Below are 14662 nucleotides of genomic sequence, written 5' to 3'. Positions count from 1 at the left end.
TTCGAATGATATATCTCAACTGCGCCGCCACATCATATATGCGTCCTCCCTGCGTGGTGGATGCCGTTTCTTGCGCACTTTGCTCGCTTGGGAGCACCGGTCGCGGAGCTGCGGCCGCCGAACTCGATGCGGCTCGCGCGGTTATGGTAGCGCGTGAACGCCTTGCCTCGCTTCTGGGGTTTTCTCATCCGGAACGCGTGGTGTTTACCGCAAACGCAACGGATGCTCTGAACAAGGCAATTCTCGGCATTGTGAAATCCGGCGATCACGTCGTGGCAACCGATTGGGATCACAATTCCGTCTTGCGTCCTCTCTATCGTCTTCGCGAGAAGCACGGCGTAAACGTTGATTTTGTACCCGCAGACAGGCAGGGTCGTCTTGACTGGAGTGCGTTTGAGCGGCTGGTGACTTTTGGCACAAAGCTTGTGGTGGTGACGCATGCCTCAAATCTCACCGGTAACGTCTGCGACCTTACGCGAGCAGTCGCCATCGCTCATGCGGCCGGTGCACTGCTCTTGGTAGACACCGCACAGACGGCAGGATCTTTCCGGATTGACTTCGACGGTCTTGGTCTTGATCTTTTGGCATGTACCGGACACAAGGCACTGATGGGGCCCCAGGGAACGGGCGCTCTTCTCGTAGGTCCACACGTTGACCTTGAGGCGGTAGTTCAAGGCGGTACGGGAGTACTCTCCTTTGAGAAAGGTATGCCTGAGCGCTATCCCGAACATCTTGAAGCAGGAACACTCAACGGACATGGCATAGCCGGTCTGTCTGCAGCGGTTGCCTTCATCGCCGAACAAGGAGTAGATACCATCCACGCCCATGACCTGGCGTTAACCAAGCGCTTTGTTGCGGGGGTTCGCCGTATCCCCGGGGTGGTGCTCTATGGTGACTACCCTGATGACCTTGCGATTCTTGACGGTTCAAAACCAAATTGTGACCATGCTCCCGTTGTGACACTCAATCTGGCCGGATGGACTTCCTCTGAGCTAGCGGAGACCTTGGACATGAACTACGGTATTGCGGTTCGCGCAGGCGCGCATTGCGCACCGCGTATGCACCGAGCTCTTGGCACGCAAGAGACGGGCGCCGTGCGCTTCTCGTTTGGTTTTTATACGACAGAGGATGAGACAGATACTGCGCTTTCGGCACTTTTTGAGCTTGCCAAGGAGATGCGTTGAGATGTGTGGGTCGGATCAGCGCGGACATACTCATCAGATACACGTTCGGCATCTGCGGGCGGTGGTGGCGTTTGATTCCACGCATGAGGCGCTCGAATGTGAGCGCGTCTGTAAAGAACAGGAGATACCAGGCCGCCTTATTCCAACTCCCGTTGCAATTAAGGCGGATTGTGGATTGGCGTGGGCTATGCCGATAGAGGCGCGAGAGACGTTTGAAAAAGCGGCATGGGGAAACTTTGTGCCGGTGGGTATATATGAGCTTGAGTTGTGATCAGTGATACCAATGCCGTAAAACTCGGCAAGGAGAGGAAAGATATGCTGGTAGTAATACGAGGTGCAGGAGATCTTGCTTCAGGCATTGCGCTCAGACTTTATCGTGCAGGTGCACGCATCGTGATGCTTGATGTGGAGGTTCCCACGGCAGTGCGTCGCTCCGTTGCATTTTCCGAGGCCATTCGCCTGGGCGAAGCTCAGGTAGAGGGTATCAAGGCGTTTCGAGCAAAAGACATTACAGATGCGCTTCGTATTGTGGGCGAGAAGAACATTGCGGTTTTGGTTGACCCTGAAGGTGCATGTATTTCAGAGCTCAAGCCGGACGTGTTGGTAGATGCCATTCTCGCAAAACGAAATATTGGTACTACCAAGGATATGGCTCCTGTCGTAATCGGAGTGGGGCCGGGGTTTAAGGCCGGTACAGACTCGAAGTCTGACTGTCATGCGGTAATTGAGACAAAGCGAGGCCACTATCTGGGGAAGGTTATCTATGACGGCACGCCCATCCCGAACACCGGTGTTCCAGGTAACATCGGTGGCTTTACCAAAGAGCGCGTGCTGTGGTCACCAGCTGAGGGCATCTTTGAGCCTGTGGCAAAAATCGGAGACGTGGTTAAGCGCGGCGATATAGTGGCCATGGTTTCAGGCATTCCGGTCAAAGCGACCATTGACGGTGTTCTGCGAGGTCTTTTGCAAGAAGGTGTGCCGGTAACCAAGGGTATGAAATCGGGCGACATTGATCCTCGCTGTAAGGTAGGACATTGTTTTTCCGCATCCGATAAGGCTCGTGCGATAGGCGGAGGCGTACTTGAGGCTCTCTGTCACTTTACGGAAAGGCTGGATGGATAATGGCTGCAAAAGACGTAAAGCTGACAAAGCTTGCCGAATGTGCGGGATGCGGTGCGAAAGTTGGCGCGGGAGAGCTTGCAAAGCTTCTTTCGGATATCAAGGTACGCAAAAACCCCAACTTACTGGTTGGATTTGATAAGGCAGACGATGCGGCGGTCTATAAGGTCACCGATGACATTGCCCTGGTGGAGACCATTGATTTCTTCCCGCCCATTGCCGACGATCCATATACGTATGGTGCCATTGCCGCAGCAAATGCGCTTTCCGACGTGTATGCCATGGGCGGAGAGCCCAAGGTTGCGCTTAACGTTATGGCGGTACCTGAAGACATGCCCTCTGAGGTGGTGCATGAAATCTTGCGTGGTGGCTATGACAAGGTGTATGAAGCCGGAGCAAACATCGTGGGCGGCCACAGCATTTATGACAGTGAGCCCAAGTATGGGTTGGCGGTTTCCGGCTTTGTGAATCCGTCAAAAATGTATACCAATTCAGGGGCACATGCGGGTGACGTGCTCATCCTTACCAAGGCACTTGGCGTAGGTGTGATTACCACGGCAGTAAAAGCCAATATGGCAACCGCAGAAGAGATTGATGCTGCCGAGAGCTCCATGATGACGCTCAACCGGTATGCCCGCGACATTATGGTGAACTTTGACGTTCATGCCGTAACGGATGTGACGGGTTTCTCGCTTATGGGTCATCTGCTTGAGATGTGCCAGGGAGCAGATCTTGCTGCCGAGATTAACGTGGACGGTCCTGAGTTTCTCTCGCCCCATGTGTTTGAGCTTGCACGTCTTGGAATTTTACCTGCAGGAATGTATCGTAATCGTCACTATGCCGAGAAGTACGTGGAAGCCACGGGGATTGCTCGTGAAAGAGTTGACGTGCTCTTTTGTCCCGAAACCTCGGGCGGCTTGCTTATTGCCGTGGCGCCTGAAGATGCGGATGCGCTTCTTTCCGCACTTTGCGCCGATGAGCAAGTTTCTTCCGCGCGTGTGGTGGGGCGTATGACGGAGTATGAGGAAAGTACGCAGGATGCCAAGCGAATTAGGCTTGTGCAGGGATAGCTTGTGCAGGAATAATTTGCGCAGGCATACCTTGCACAGGGACAAGAAGAGAAACCGAGATGTGCGTTTCATCAGGTAAGAACGGAGGGCTGACATGGCGGATTCACAGGGTACACTTTGCGATGAGCATTTGGTGCGCCGTCTTCTGGCGGAGCTTGAAGCAGGTCGGAGTTTTGTAATTTCGACGCTGCTTTCCACAAAGGGGTCGATGCCACGGCATGCCGGTGCCCGTATGATACTTTTAGAGGACGGAACGTTTTTGGGGACCGTCGGCGGTGGTTCCATCGAGCTGATGGCACAACAGCGCTCGCGTGACATACTGGCCGGTACGGAGCATGATCAGATCGAATGGATGACCCACGCCAAAACAGGCATGGCATGCGGTGGGGACGCGCTCATTGCGTTGCGCTTGGTTACGTCTGCTCAAAAGGATTTTTTTGCAGACCGGCTGCTTAGCCTGATTGATTCCAAAAAGCCGTTTATCGTTACAGAACAGTGGGCAGATCCCGCTCATGTAATCGTTGAGGCACTTCCTGTTGAAGAGTTGTCGCAAGATGATCCTCGTGCTCTTTCTGATATGCCCGTGTGGGACGAGGCAACGGCAACGTATACGGAGCCGTTGGGACCTGATCCCGTAGCATATATTTTTGGAGGAGGGCATGTTGGCCGTGCGCTCACGCCCGTGCTTGCCGGCGTAGGCTTTCGGGTTGTGGTTTTTGACGACCGCAAGGGCGTGGCGGTAAAGGAAGATTTCCCTGCCGCTGAGGCGGTTTTTTGCGGTGACTTCAAAAATATTTCAGAGCATGTGCAGGTGACCCGTCGCGATTACACGGTAGTAACAACGCACGGCCACGCCTTTGACATTGACGTACTTGAACAGCTCTACCCATGTAAGCCTGCGTATGTAGGTTGCATTGGCAGTGCGAGAAAGTCAGCGTTTGCCCGCAAAACGTTGGGGGAACGTGGTATTTCCAAGGAGTGGACCGACGCCATTTATATGCCTATCGGAGATGATATTATGGCTGTTACCCCGTCGGAAATTGCCATTTCCATTGCAGCCGAGATGATTCGTTGTCGCGCCAATTTCCGCCCGGAGAAGCCGCATCAGAAGAGGCCGTCTTCAACATAAAATGCGTGGTGTGGTGCTGCGGGAAGAGGTACTTTTCGCCTGCAGATAGTTTGGTGTATCGGACTTTTCCAACGGAGTATGTTGGAGGGTCTGTCACATAAGGTTAGGTTCGTTTAAAGGAGTTTGTATGAAGTTCGAAAACAGTGTTTCCCGTCGTTCGTTCATTGTCGGCGCAGCAGGAGTTGCCACACTTGGGCTTGCCGCCTGTGGTAGTAACGGAGCTAAAAAGGAAGACACGTCCGGTGGCGAGAAGAAAGCCGATGCTCAAACGCTCATTGTTTTTGCGGCTGCATCTCTGACCGAAAGTCTGACCGAGGCCGGAGAGCTTTTTAAGAATGACAATCAAGGTGTTGATATCAGTTTCAACTTTGATTCTTCAGGCACACTCAAGACGCAGATAGAAGAGGGTTCTGACTGTGATGTTTTCATTTCTGCCGGCCAGAAGCAGATGAATCAGCTTGATGCAAACGCCAAGAAAGATCACGATAAAGATCTGGACTTCATTGCATCCGATACTCGTTTTGACATCCTTGAGAATAAGGTTACCCTGTGCGTTCCTCAGGATAACCCCAAAGCCGTTCAGAGTTTTGATGACATGGCTCAAAAGCTTGGTGCAGGTGAGATTTTGCTTGGCATGGGCAACTCAGATGTCCCCGTTGGTCAGTACACGCAGAAGATTTTGAAGTACTACAAACTCGATGAAGAAGCGCTTGCCAAAGAGGGGCATATCTCATACGGAACCAATGTTAAGGAAGTTACTACACAGGTTAAAGAAGCTTCCGTTGACTGCGGCGTTATCTATAAGACCGATGCCACCTCTGCAAAGCTTCAGATGGTCGGTGAGGCAACCGAGGAGATGTGCGGACGCGTGGTGTATCCTGCTGCTGCAACCAAAAATGCAAAGCAGGCAGACCTCGCAAAGAAATTCCTTGAGTTCCTGAAGACCTCTGATGCCAGCGCGTGCTTTGAGAAGGTCGGCTTTACTCCGCTTTCGAAGGCATAGTTGTTCGGGTTTTCACGTTTCTCTCTGGATTGGTTTTTATGGATTGGTATCCGCTGTATAACTCGCTGAGGATTGCTGCGGCATCAACTGCCCTTGTCTTTTTGTTGGGCATTGCTCTTGCAAACTTTGTTGCCAAAACGCCTCGGGTTGTTAAAGGGTTTTTGGACGTTATATTGACGCTGCCTTTGGTGCTGCCACCGACGGTTGTGGGCTATCTGCTCCTTCTGCTTTTGGGTCCACGCCGTCCCATTGGCCTTTGGGTGCTGGACGTATTTGGCATAAAACTCACCATGGTATGGTACGCGGCAATTTTTGCCACCGTTGTGGTGAGCTTGCCGCTTATGTACCGTACCGCTCGAGGCGCATTTGAGAGCTTTGACGAAACGCTTGCCGATGCGGCCCGGACACTGGGCAAATCAAACACGTGGGTGTTTTGGCATGTCAAAATGCCGTGCTGCATGAAAGGTGTTGTGGCGGGAACCGTCCTGGCATTTGCACGTGCGCTGGGCGAGTACGGAGCCACTTCGATGATCTGCGGATATACGCCCGGTAAGACGGCAACCGTGTCAACGACGGTATACCAGCTGTGGAGAACCAGCGACGATGCGGCTGCCATGCAGTGGGTGCTTATCAACCTCGCCATCTCGGCCGTGGTGCTTCTCGCCCTTAATGTTTTTGAAAAAGGGAGCCGCCGGACGCATGTGGCAACTCCTGCTCAGGGGGCTTGATCATGGCGCTTTCCGTTGACATTACCAAGCACTTGAGTGGCTTTGATCTGCATGTTTCGTTTGCCGTCGAGAAGAGCAATGAGGTTTTGGCGCTTCTCGGCCCTTCGGGCTGCGGTAAATCAATGACGCTCAAGTGCATTGCCGGTATCGTGAAGCCTGACAGTGGACGCATTGTTCTCAACGATCGGATTCTGTTTGATTCCGGAGCCCACGTCAATGTGCCGCCGCAAGAGCGGCGTGTTGGGTATCTGTTTCAGAGCTATGCGCTCTTTCCGCACATGAGTGTGATGCAAAACGTGCTGGTGGGGGCCCAAGGGGCAACACGGGCAGAGCGTGAAGCGTGTGCGCTCGAACAACTCAAAAAGATGCGGCTTGAGAGTCTTCTTGACCGTCGTCCCCATGAGCTTTCCGGCGGTCAGCAGCAACGCTGTGCCATGGCGCGTATTCTTGCCAGCAAGCCCGATCTCATTTTGCTCGACGAGCCCTTCTCGGCACTCGACAGTTATCTTCGCTGGCAGCTTGAGTTTGAACTGAGCGATACGCTGCGTACATTTCCGGGAGGGACAGTTTACGTTTCCCATAATCGCGACGAGGTATATCGCCTCTGTGATTCCGTGTGCGTCATAAACCAGGGGAACTCCGATAAAAAAGTATCGGTAAAAGAGCTCTTTTCGACACCCGTGACGCTTGCCGCCGCACGTATTTCCGGATGCAAGAACGTGTCCCGTGCTCATAAGGTGGGCGAGAAGTGCCTTTTCTGTGATGATTGGGGATTGAACCTTACCACCGCGTTGCCCATGGATGATAGTGTGACATACGTTGGGATTCGCGCGCATTATTTTAAGGTAGTTGGTTGCACCACTGAATACGAAAATGTTATTCCCTGTGAGGTTGATCGTGTGATTGACAATACGTTTTCAACCATTGTGATGGCCCGAACACCCGGAGGCACACTTCTTCGCTATGAGTGTTCTAAAGAGTCTTGGGCGAGCTTGGGTGAACCTCAACGGATCTTGTTCTACATTGCCCCGGAGTGTGTTATGCCTCTTTGTGATAGTGCAAAAGAATATGACGCGGCGGAAGAAAAGAAGTTGCCACATGCGTGATGATTTGGGAAGAAATATTCGCTACCTCAGGCTTTCGGTTACGGATCGCTGCAATTGTCGCTGTCTCTACTGCATGCCGGCGCAGGGTGTCCCCATGCTTTGCCATAAAGATATTCTTTCGTTTGAAGAGATGCGCATGATTGTTGAGGCCGCGGCACAACTTGGCGTGAAAAAAGTTCGTCTTACCGGAGGCGAGCCCTTGGTGCGTAGAGGCATTGTGGATCTGACGCGTATGATCTCTGCGGTAGATGGCATCGAAGAAGTGGTCATGACCACCAATGCCACCTTACTTGCACCTCTCGCCAAAGATCTGAAGGAGGCCGGTCTTTCTCGCCTCAATATTTCGCTTGATACGCTTGATCCCAAACGCTACGCAAGGCTGAGTCGTACCGGAACGCTTGCCGATGCGCTTGCCGGTATTGCAGCGGCGCGGGAAGCGGGATTTACTCACACAAAGTTCAACGCTGTGCTGTTGGGCGGCCTGAATGAGGATGAGATTCGTCCTCTTGCAGAAATGGCTAAAAATGAGCCTGTTGACGTGCGCTTTATTGAACTTATGCGTATGGGCGAATGCTCAAGATGGCCGACCGAGCGTTTTGTGAGTGCCGATTGCGTGCTCGATGTGTTGCCGGAACTTATACCGCTTGGCTCAGGCGGTGTGGCGGAGCTGTTTGGCGCGCCCGGTTGGCAGGGGAAGGTGGGACTTATCCGCCCCATGACGCATACGTTTTGCAGCTCTTGCGACAGGATTCGCGTGACCGCAGACGGTATGTTAAAGCCTTGTTTGCATTCGGCCCATGAGATTGCTCTCCGGGGACTTTCGGGTGAGGAACTCTTGTCTGCCTTAAGCAAGGGGATTGCTCAAAAACCTAAAGGTCATGCAATCGATTTGACGCACGCAAGCAAATCGCTTCGGGCGATGAATGAAATTGGAGGCTAAGATGGCGCTTACCCATTTTAATGAAGAGGGACGGGCTCGTATGGTGGATGTTTCTGCCAAGAATATAACGGTGCGCACGGCTCGCGCGGGAGGGAAGATTTTCATGCGCTCCGATACGCTTGAGTTGGTGCGTACCGGCGGCATTAAAAAAGGTGACGTTTTGGCAGTGGCACAGGTGGCTGGCATCATGGCGGCAAAGCGCACTTCAGATGTCATTCCCATGTGTCATCCGCTCCAGCTCACCGGAGTAAATATTTCGTTTTCGTTTGAAGAAGACGGCATTGCTGTTGAGACGTTTTGTCGTTGTACAGGGCAGACCGGTGTTGAGATGGAAGCCCTCACGGCGGCTTCCGTTGCCTGTCTGACCATATATGATATGTGCAAGGCTCATCAGCGAGACATGGTTGTCAGCCGGATTCGCCTGCTTGAGAAAGACGGCGGAGCATCCGGTCATTTTGTGCGAGAGGAAAATTGCGAATGAGTTTTAAGAACGTGAAATCCGCTGCAGAGGGTACGGTGCTCAGCTGCTGCATCAGCGTGAAAAAGGGTACACGCAAAAAGCCCGTTGAGTCCATTGAGGTTTGTGTGGGTGAAGGTATCAAAGGCGATGCGCATGCCGGAAACTGGCACCGTCAGGTGAGTCTTTTAGGCAACGAGTCCGTTGATACCATGCGCGAGAAGGGCGCAGAGCTGCATCCGGGAGATTTTGCCGAGAATATTCTTACTTCCGGCATTGACTTGCGCGCGCTGCCGGTTGGTACGGTGCTTGCAATAGGAGAGGCTCTTCTCGCGGTGACACAGATCGGCAAGACCTGTCATCATGACTGCGAGATTCGGAAACTCATTGGTACGTGCGTCATGCCCACCGACGGTATTTTTACGGTGGTTTTGCGTGGCGGTACTATCAAACCCGGAGATATTATTCATGTTTTAGACGCAAAGGAGCTTCGGCATGAAGCAGATTAGAACGGAAGATGCGGTCGGGCACGTGCTGTGCCACGACATGACCCAAATCATTCCCGGTGAGAGCGCTGACGACAAAACGCGCTTTAAGGGTGTGCGCTTTAAGAAAGGCCACGTAGTGGAAGAAGCCGATATTCCCGTGCTGCTCAGCATGGGCAAGGAGCATCTGTTTGTGTGGGAGCTGGGGAAGGATCAGCTTCACGAAAACGACGCGGCATACCGTATGGCGGCGCTTTGCCATGGCGAGAATTGCGTGGTATCCAAAGAGCCCCATGAAGGAAAACTCACCATTACCGCAGCGGTTGACGGTGTTTTTGAGCTTGATACGCAACGTCTGAATGCCGTTAATGCGGTTGACGAGGTAATGATTGCCACTCGTCGCGGTCATACTGCGGTGAAGAAGGGTACCCCGCTTGCCGGCACACGCGTTATTCCTCTGGTGGTTGATGCGTCTGTTGTGGAGGCCGCAGAAGCCGCCGCTGACGTTGCGCACCGCGGAGCACTCATGCGGGTAGCACCATTTTGCGTGAAAACTGCGGCTCTTATCGCCACGGGATCCGAAGTGCAGAAAGGGCTTATCGAGGATAAGTTCACGCCGGTCGTTGAACAAAAACTTGCTGCTTTTGGCATTAAGACGGTGCACTGCGCAAAGCCGGGCGATGATATGGACGCGCTTGTTGCGGCCATTCATGAAGCGCGGGATTTGGGAGTCGATCTGATTGCGTGTACGGGCGGTATGAGCGTTGATCCTGACGACAACACGCCCGGCGCCATTAAACGCTCCGGTGCGCGGATTGTAACGTACGGTGCTCCGGTGCTTCCGGGTGCGATGATGTGTCTGGGATATCTTGATGCTGCCGACAAGGGTGCCTCCGCCATTCCCGTCCTCGGCCTTCCCGGTTGCGTCATGTACAGTGCCACGACTGTTTTTGACTTGGTACTTCCTCGTATTGCTGCCGGTATTGAACTTACCAAACACGATTTCGTAGTGCTGGGTGAGGGCGGCCTTATCGTAAAGGAGTAGCCATGGCACACCAAGGAGCTGCCGCGACACACGAAGAATCATTTACGGCGCGGGTTATCACGGTGAGCGACCGCTCTTCACGTGGGGAGCGAGCGGACACCAGTGGCCCGGCTCTCGTTGCCTTTTTGGGCGAGAAGGGCTTTGCGGTTGAAGAGCAGGTAGTACTGGTACCCGATGAGCACGCAGAGATTGTCGCCGCCTTGCACGCCGCCGTTGCCGACAACGTTGCGCTGGTAGTAACGACGGGTGGGACGGGCTTCTCGCCACGCGACATAACGCCCGAGGCAACATGCGAAGTATGTGAGCGCCTGACACCCGGCATCCCCGAGGCCATGCGCAGCGCGTCGATGCTGATAACGCCCAAGGCCTGTCTGTCACGAGAGGTTGCCGGTATTGCGAAACGCACGCTTATCATCAACTTGCCGGGTAGTCCCAAAGCTGCAGTTGAAAACATTTCTGCAGTTATCGAACCTGTCTTTCACGGTCTGGAGATCCTTCGCGGTGTCGTTTCTGACGGATAGACTGGACACCGTAGCTGGTAGATAGAGTAGAGACCCCATCGGCAAGTTAGGTATGATACGCCGTCGATCTGGGGTCTCTTCTCATGAATCGTACGCTCAATCAAAATCCGCTTCAAAGCAGAAAATTTCTCTGAAATCAAATTAAGAATCAATTGCGCCCATGAGAATGCCGGAATAACAGTCTTACTTTTTTCCATAAGTTAGCCTAAGATAACATTATTCGTTAAAAATGAAGCGTTGGGGAAGAAGGCTTATATGGTGGATAAGAAAAAGCAAGAAAATAAAAAGAAGCGAGGAACAATCTCTCGCATCTTGGACTTTGCAGGAACACGACGGCCGCTTACCATCATCGGCTGTGTTCTTGTGGCTATCTCCATGGTTTTTACCATGATGCCCTACGTTTTTATCTGGCTGGTTGTTCGCGACCTTATTGCGGTTGCGCCAAAATGGGGGGAAGCAACGAGTATTGCAGGCTACGGGTGGATGGCTTTTTGGTTTGCCGTTGCGGGTATCGTGATCTACTTTGGCGGCCTTATGTGTACGCATCTTGCGGCATTTCGTATTGAGACCAACATGCGCAAAGCGTGCGCAAAACGCCTGATGGCAGCACCTCTGGGCTATTACGATACCCATGCATCAGGTATCCTGCGACGTCGTATGGATGCGGCAACGCTCAATATTGAGCAGCTGTGTGCTCATAACCTTGCAGATATCGCAGGCTCTATCTCGATGTTTGTCTCAATGTTGGTTCTTCTATTTATATTTGATTGGCGCATGGGACTTGCGTGTTTCATGATCGTGATTATTTCCGTAACGTCAATGTCCTTGATAATGTCCGGTAAAGGCAAAAATTATATGACCGAGTATCAGACGGCACTCGATAAAATGGGCAAAGCCAGTACCGAATACGTGCGCGGTATCCCTGTGGTAAAGGTATTTCAGCAGACGGTGCATACCTTTACGGTATTCAAAAAAGCCATTGACGAATACAGCACTAAGGCCGAGCAGTACCAAGGTGAGGTCTGTGAAAACCCGTATAGTGTCAATCTCAGCTTCACTGAAGCGGCTTTCGTGTTTTTGATTCCCGTCGCAATCTTTTTGGTACCGGGAGCAATTTCTTCCGGTAATTTTGTGCGCCTCGTGACAGACTTTGCGTTTTATGCGATCTTCTCGGCAGTCATGTCTACCGCATTGGCAAAGATTATGTTTGCCGCCGGTGGCATGATGCAGGCAGAAGACGCGCTGCGGCGTGTTGAGGACATTCTCGCCGCTCCGCAGGTGAGCGTGCCTAAAAATCCCAAGGTACCTGCAGGTAATGGCATCGAGTTTCAGACGGTGAGCTTTACGTATGAAGGGGCCGAGAAGAAAGCCCTGGATACTGTGACGTTTACGGTTCCCGCAGGATCTACCGTGGCTCTTGTGGGACCTTCCGGCGGTGGCAAAACTACGGCTGCAAGTCTTATACCTCGCTTTTGGGATGTCGATTCGGGCTCGGTAGCGGTTGGTGGTGTTGACGTACGGGAGATCGATCCCAAAGTACTCATGGAGCAGGTTGCTTTCGTGTTTCAGAATAACCGTCTGTTTAAGACGACGATTTTGGAAAACGTGCGCGCTTCTCGTCCCGAGGCAACGCGCGAGGAAGTTTTACGTGCGCTTGAGGCTGCTCAATGCAGCGACATTATCGAGAAAATGCCGAACGGCGTGGATACGATTATCGGAACGCACGGAACCTTCCTTTCTGGCGGTGAGCAGCAGCGCATTGCTCTTGCCCGCGCCATTTTGAAAGATGCACCGATTGTGGTTCTTGATGAGGCAACGGCTTTTGCCGATCCTGAGAACGAAGTCCTTATTCAAAAGGCCTTTGCCAAGCTTACGCAAGGTCGTACAGTGGTCATGATTGCGCACCGTCTCTCTACCGTCGTGGGTGCCGATAACATCGTGGTGCTTGATGAAGGACGGGTAGTTGAGCAGGGTACCCATGCAGAGCTGGTGGATGGGGACGGCCTGTATGCGCGCATGTGGGCCGACTATCAGAAGGCTGTTTCGTGGAAGATTTCAAAGGAGGTGGCGTAAATGTTTGGTGAGGCTTTTAAGCGCAAGTTTGCTCTTACCGACCAAGGTGTCGCAAACGTTAAGAAGGGCACGTTTTGGACCGTTATCGTTAACTTTATTGATTTTGCGGGTATCGGCATTTTATTCATGCTCATGAAACAACTGATGGCGACGTTGCTTGGCGGTGCTCCCTCTCCGGAGTTATTGCCGTATGTTGGCGGCATCGTCGTGTTTCTGGTGGTGTCGTTTGTTGCCCATAAGATGCAATACAAAAATACCTACGGCACCGTATACGGAGAAGTTGGAAAAATCCGCATAAGTTTGGCCGAACGTCTGCGTAAACTTCCGCTCTCCTTTTTTGCCGGTCGTGATCTGGCCGATCTTGCCGAGACCATCATGAGCGACGTTGATCGCTTGGAACATGTGTGGTCGCATGTGCTTGGTTATTTATACGGCTCATATATTTCGACGGCCGTGGTAGCCGTTGCACTTATTGCGTTTGATTGGCGTATGGGCATTGCGGTTATGTGGGGTGTGCCCGTAGCGTTTGGCTTGCTCTTTGGCCTGCGCAAAGTCTTTGCCAAAAGCACCAGAAGGTCTCGTGCCGACGCCCTGATTGTATCTGACGGCATTCAGGAAATGCTCGATACCGCACGTGAGATTCGTGCTACCAATCAGGTTGAGCGCCACCTTGGTGAACTAGAAGCTAAGATTGATACGTCCGAACAAAGTACTGCTTTTGCAGAGCTGAGGGTTGGGCTTGTAGTCAACGCAGCCTCTGTCATCATGCGCCTTGGCGTGGCAACAACGATTATCTTGGGTGTCAACCTCATGCTGGCCGGTCAGATTGATTTTTTGGTCTTTTTTATGTATTTACTTACCGTAAGCCGCATATATGCCCCCTTTGACCAGGCGTTGGCGCTTATCGCGGAGCTTTTTATCTCCGAGGTTTCGGCTGAGCGTCTGCAGGCTATCTACGATGAACCCGTTGCTGAAGGAGCAGACACGTTTGCTCCAGACGGGCACAATATCGTATTTGATTCCGTGAGTTTTGCATACAAAACAAAAAGCGCACATGGCGAGAAGAACATCCAAGAAGAAAATCCGTCTTCGGTACTCAACAATGTGAGCTTTACGGCAAAGGAGGGCGAGGTGACGGCTCTTGTCGGACCGTCAGGCTCGGGGAAATCCACCTGCGCACGTCTTGCGGCTCGTCTTTGGGATGCTTCTTCCGGCACGATTTGCGTGGGCGGCGTGAACATAGCCGATATTGATCCTGAGGTGCTCCTTACCGACTATGCCATGGTGTTTCAGGATGTCACACTCTTTGACGATACCGTGATGGCAAATATTCGCATCGGGCGCAAAGATGCTACGGATGAAGAGGTGTTGGCGGCGGCTCGCGCTGCCAACTGTGATGAATTTATCGACAAGCTCGCTGACGGCTACCAGACCATGATTGGCGAGAACGGCAGCAGGCTTTCGGGTGGGGAGCGCCAGCGCATCTCGATTGCCCGAGCGCTCCTAAAAGATGCGCCAATCGTGCTTATGGATGAGGCAACCGCCTCATTGGACGTGGAAAACGAGACTAAGGTACAAGAAGCGCTCACTCGACTGCTTGCCGGCAAGACGGTTCTGGTGATTGCTCACCGCATGCGTACAGTTGAAAATGCCGATAAGATCGTGGTGTTGGCGGACGGCAAAGTTGCTGAGGAAGGGTCTCCCGCCGAGCTGCGCGCAAAAGAAGGTGGCCTGTTCCGCCATATGTCTGAGTTGCAGCAACAATCTTCCGGATGGGCGCTTTAGCAAGAAGCTTTGGCGCT

The 14662-nt window shown here is 52.7% G+C and carries 15 protein-coding genes; all 15 read left to right on the top strand.

What is annotated here, in order from left to right:
- Positions 1-5 precede the first annotated feature (5 nt).
- The 15 genes from ATORI0001_RS06255 to ATORI0001_RS06185 all read left to right on the top strand — a co-directional run bounded on the left by ATORI0001_RS06255 (position 6) and on the right by ATORI0001_RS06185 (position 14645).
- Positions 6-1184, top strand: coding sequence for an aminotransferase class V-fold PLP-dependent enzyme (locus ATORI0001_RS06255; RefSeq protein ID WP_003150435.1), 1179 nt, complete (start codon positions 6-8; stop codon positions 1182-1184).
- Position 1185: 1 nt separating this feature from the next.
- Positions 1186-1455, top strand: a complete 270-nt coding sequence (locus tag ATORI0001_RS06250) for a putative Se/S carrier protein (protein ID WP_003150146.1) — start codon at positions 1186-1188, stop codon at positions 1453-1455.
- A gap of 44 nt (positions 1456-1499) precedes the next feature.
- Positions 1500-2306: a selenium-dependent molybdenum cofactor biosynthesis protein YqeB gene (gene yqeB, locus ATORI0001_RS06245; protein ID WP_003150339.1), complete on the top strand. Its 807-nt coding sequence runs from the start codon at positions 1500-1502 to the stop codon at positions 2304-2306.
- Entirely contained in the window at positions 2306-3373 is a 1068-nt protein-coding gene (gene selD / locus ATORI0001_RS06240; RefSeq protein WP_003150392.1) for a selenide, water dikinase SelD, read from the top strand. The genes yqeB and selD overlap by 1 nt, the downstream gene beginning before the upstream one ends.
- A gap of 94 nt (positions 3374-3467) precedes the next feature.
- Positions 3468-4502, top strand: a complete 1035-nt coding sequence (locus ATORI0001_RS06235; RefSeq protein ID WP_003150255.1) for an XdhC family protein — start codon at positions 3468-3470, stop codon at positions 4500-4502.
- A 127-nt stretch (positions 4503-4629) separates the two neighbouring features.
- Positions 4630-5505 (top strand): molybdate ABC transporter substrate-binding protein, encoded by an 876-nt coding sequence (gene modA, locus ATORI0001_RS06230; protein WP_003150322.1) that lies wholly within the window; start codon positions 4630-4632, stop codon positions 5503-5505.
- Between the two features lie 38 nt (positions 5506-5543).
- Positions 5544-6233 carry a molybdate ABC transporter permease subunit gene (gene modB / locus ATORI0001_RS06225; RefSeq protein ID WP_003150266.1) on the top strand — a complete coding sequence of 230 codons (690 nt, stop codon included), beginning with the start codon at positions 5544-5546 and terminating at the stop codon, positions 6231-6233.
- A gap of 2 nt (positions 6234-6235) precedes the next feature.
- Entirely contained in the window at positions 6236-7339 is a 1104-nt protein-coding gene (locus tag ATORI0001_RS06220; RefSeq protein WP_003150409.1) for a sulfate/molybdate ABC transporter ATP-binding protein, read from the top strand.
- Positions 7332-8279, top strand: coding sequence for a GTP 3',8-cyclase MoaA (moaA, locus tag ATORI0001_RS06215; RefSeq protein WP_003150344.1), 948 nt, complete (start codon positions 7332-7334; stop codon positions 8277-8279). Before ATORI0001_RS06220 ends, moaA begins: the two co-directional genes overlap by 8 nt.
- Before the next feature lies 1 nt (position 8280).
- A complete protein-coding gene (gene moaC, locus ATORI0001_RS06210; RefSeq protein ID WP_003150197.1) occupies positions 8281-8760 on the top strand; it encodes a cyclic pyranopterin monophosphate synthase MoaC in 480 nt (159 codons plus the stop codon).
- Positions 8757-9245: an MOSC domain-containing protein gene (locus ATORI0001_RS06205; protein WP_003150336.1), complete on the top strand. Its 489-nt coding sequence runs from the start codon at positions 8757-8759 to the stop codon at positions 9243-9245. The genes moaC and ATORI0001_RS06205 overlap by 4 nt, the downstream gene beginning before the upstream one ends.
- On the top strand, positions 9232-10266 hold the full coding sequence (locus tag ATORI0001_RS06200) for a molybdopterin-binding protein (RefSeq protein WP_003150247.1): 1035 nt from the start codon (positions 9232-9234) through the stop codon (positions 10264-10266). The genes ATORI0001_RS06205 and ATORI0001_RS06200 overlap by 14 nt, the downstream gene beginning before the upstream one ends.
- 2 nt (positions 10267-10268) lie before the next feature.
- Entirely contained in the window at positions 10269-10787 is a 519-nt protein-coding gene (locus ATORI0001_RS06195) for a MogA/MoaB family molybdenum cofactor biosynthesis protein (RefSeq protein ID WP_003150282.1), read from the top strand.
- Between the two features lie 255 nt (positions 10788-11042).
- The gene (locus ATORI0001_RS06190; protein ID WP_003150180.1) at positions 11043-12860 is read left to right on the top strand and encodes an ABC transporter ATP-binding protein; all 1818 of its coding nucleotides are present in this window, start codon (positions 11043-11045) and stop codon (positions 12858-12860) included.
- The gene (locus tag ATORI0001_RS06185) at positions 12861-14645 is read left to right on the top strand and encodes an ABC transporter ATP-binding protein (protein WP_003150176.1); all 1785 of its coding nucleotides are present in this window, start codon (positions 12861-12863) and stop codon (positions 14643-14645) included. It abuts the gene before it with no gap.
- Positions 14646-14662 lie beyond the last annotated feature (17 nt).

The sequence above is a fragment of the Lancefieldella rimae ATCC 49626 genome, assembly GCF_000174015.1.
GTDB lineage: Bacteria > Actinomycetota > Coriobacteriia > Coriobacteriales > Atopobiaceae > Lancefieldella > Lancefieldella rimae.
The sequence above is the reverse complement of the archived record's forward strand: the minus strand, read 5'-3'. Positions and strand labels throughout refer to the sequence as shown.

Excerpts from the sequence above, each read along its gene's own strand:
- ATORI0001_RS06255 (WP_003150435.1), top strand. The coding sequence starts at position 6 with ATGATATATCTCAACTGCGCCGCCACATCATATATGCGTCCTCCCTGC.
- ATORI0001_RS06250 (WP_003150146.1), top strand. The coding sequence starts at position 1,186 with ATGTGTGGGTCGGATCAGCGCGGACATACTCATCAGATACACGTTCGG.
- yqeB (WP_003150339.1), top strand. The coding sequence starts at position 1,500 with ATGCTGGTAGTAATACGAGGTGCAGGAGATCTTGCTTCAGGCATTGCG.
- selD (WP_003150392.1), top strand. The coding sequence starts at position 2,306 with ATGGCTGCAAAAGACGTAAAGCTGACAAAGCTTGCCGAATGTGCGGGA.
- ATORI0001_RS06235 (WP_003150255.1), top strand. The coding sequence starts at position 3,468 with ATGGCGGATTCACAGGGTACACTTTGCGATGAGCATTTGGTGCGCCGT.
- modA (WP_003150322.1), top strand. The coding sequence starts at position 4,630 with ATGAAGTTCGAAAACAGTGTTTCCCGTCGTTCGTTCATTGTCGGCGCA.
- modB (WP_003150266.1), top strand. The coding sequence starts at position 5,544 with ATGGATTGGTATCCGCTGTATAACTCGCTGAGGATTGCTGCGGCATCA.
- ATORI0001_RS06220 (WP_003150409.1), top strand. The coding sequence starts at position 6,236 with ATGGCGCTTTCCGTTGACATTACCAAGCACTTGAGTGGCTTTGATCTG.
- moaA (WP_003150344.1), top strand. The coding sequence starts at position 7,332 with ATGCGTGATGATTTGGGAAGAAATATTCGCTACCTCAGGCTTTCGGTT.
- moaC (WP_003150197.1), top strand. The coding sequence starts at position 8,281 with ATGGCGCTTACCCATTTTAATGAAGAGGGACGGGCTCGTATGGTGGAT.
- ATORI0001_RS06205 (WP_003150336.1), top strand. The coding sequence starts at position 8,757 with ATGAGTTTTAAGAACGTGAAATCCGCTGCAGAGGGTACGGTGCTCAGC.
- ATORI0001_RS06200 (WP_003150247.1), top strand. The coding sequence starts at position 9,232 with ATGAAGCAGATTAGAACGGAAGATGCGGTCGGGCACGTGCTGTGCCAC.
- ATORI0001_RS06195 (WP_003150282.1), top strand. The coding sequence starts at position 10,269 with ATGGCACACCAAGGAGCTGCCGCGACACACGAAGAATCATTTACGGCG.
- ATORI0001_RS06190 (WP_003150180.1), top strand. The coding sequence starts at position 11,043 with ATGGTGGATAAGAAAAAGCAAGAAAATAAAAAGAAGCGAGGAACAATC.
- ATORI0001_RS06185 (WP_003150176.1), top strand. The coding sequence starts at position 12,861 with ATGTTTGGTGAGGCTTTTAAGCGCAAGTTTGCTCTTACCGACCAAGGT.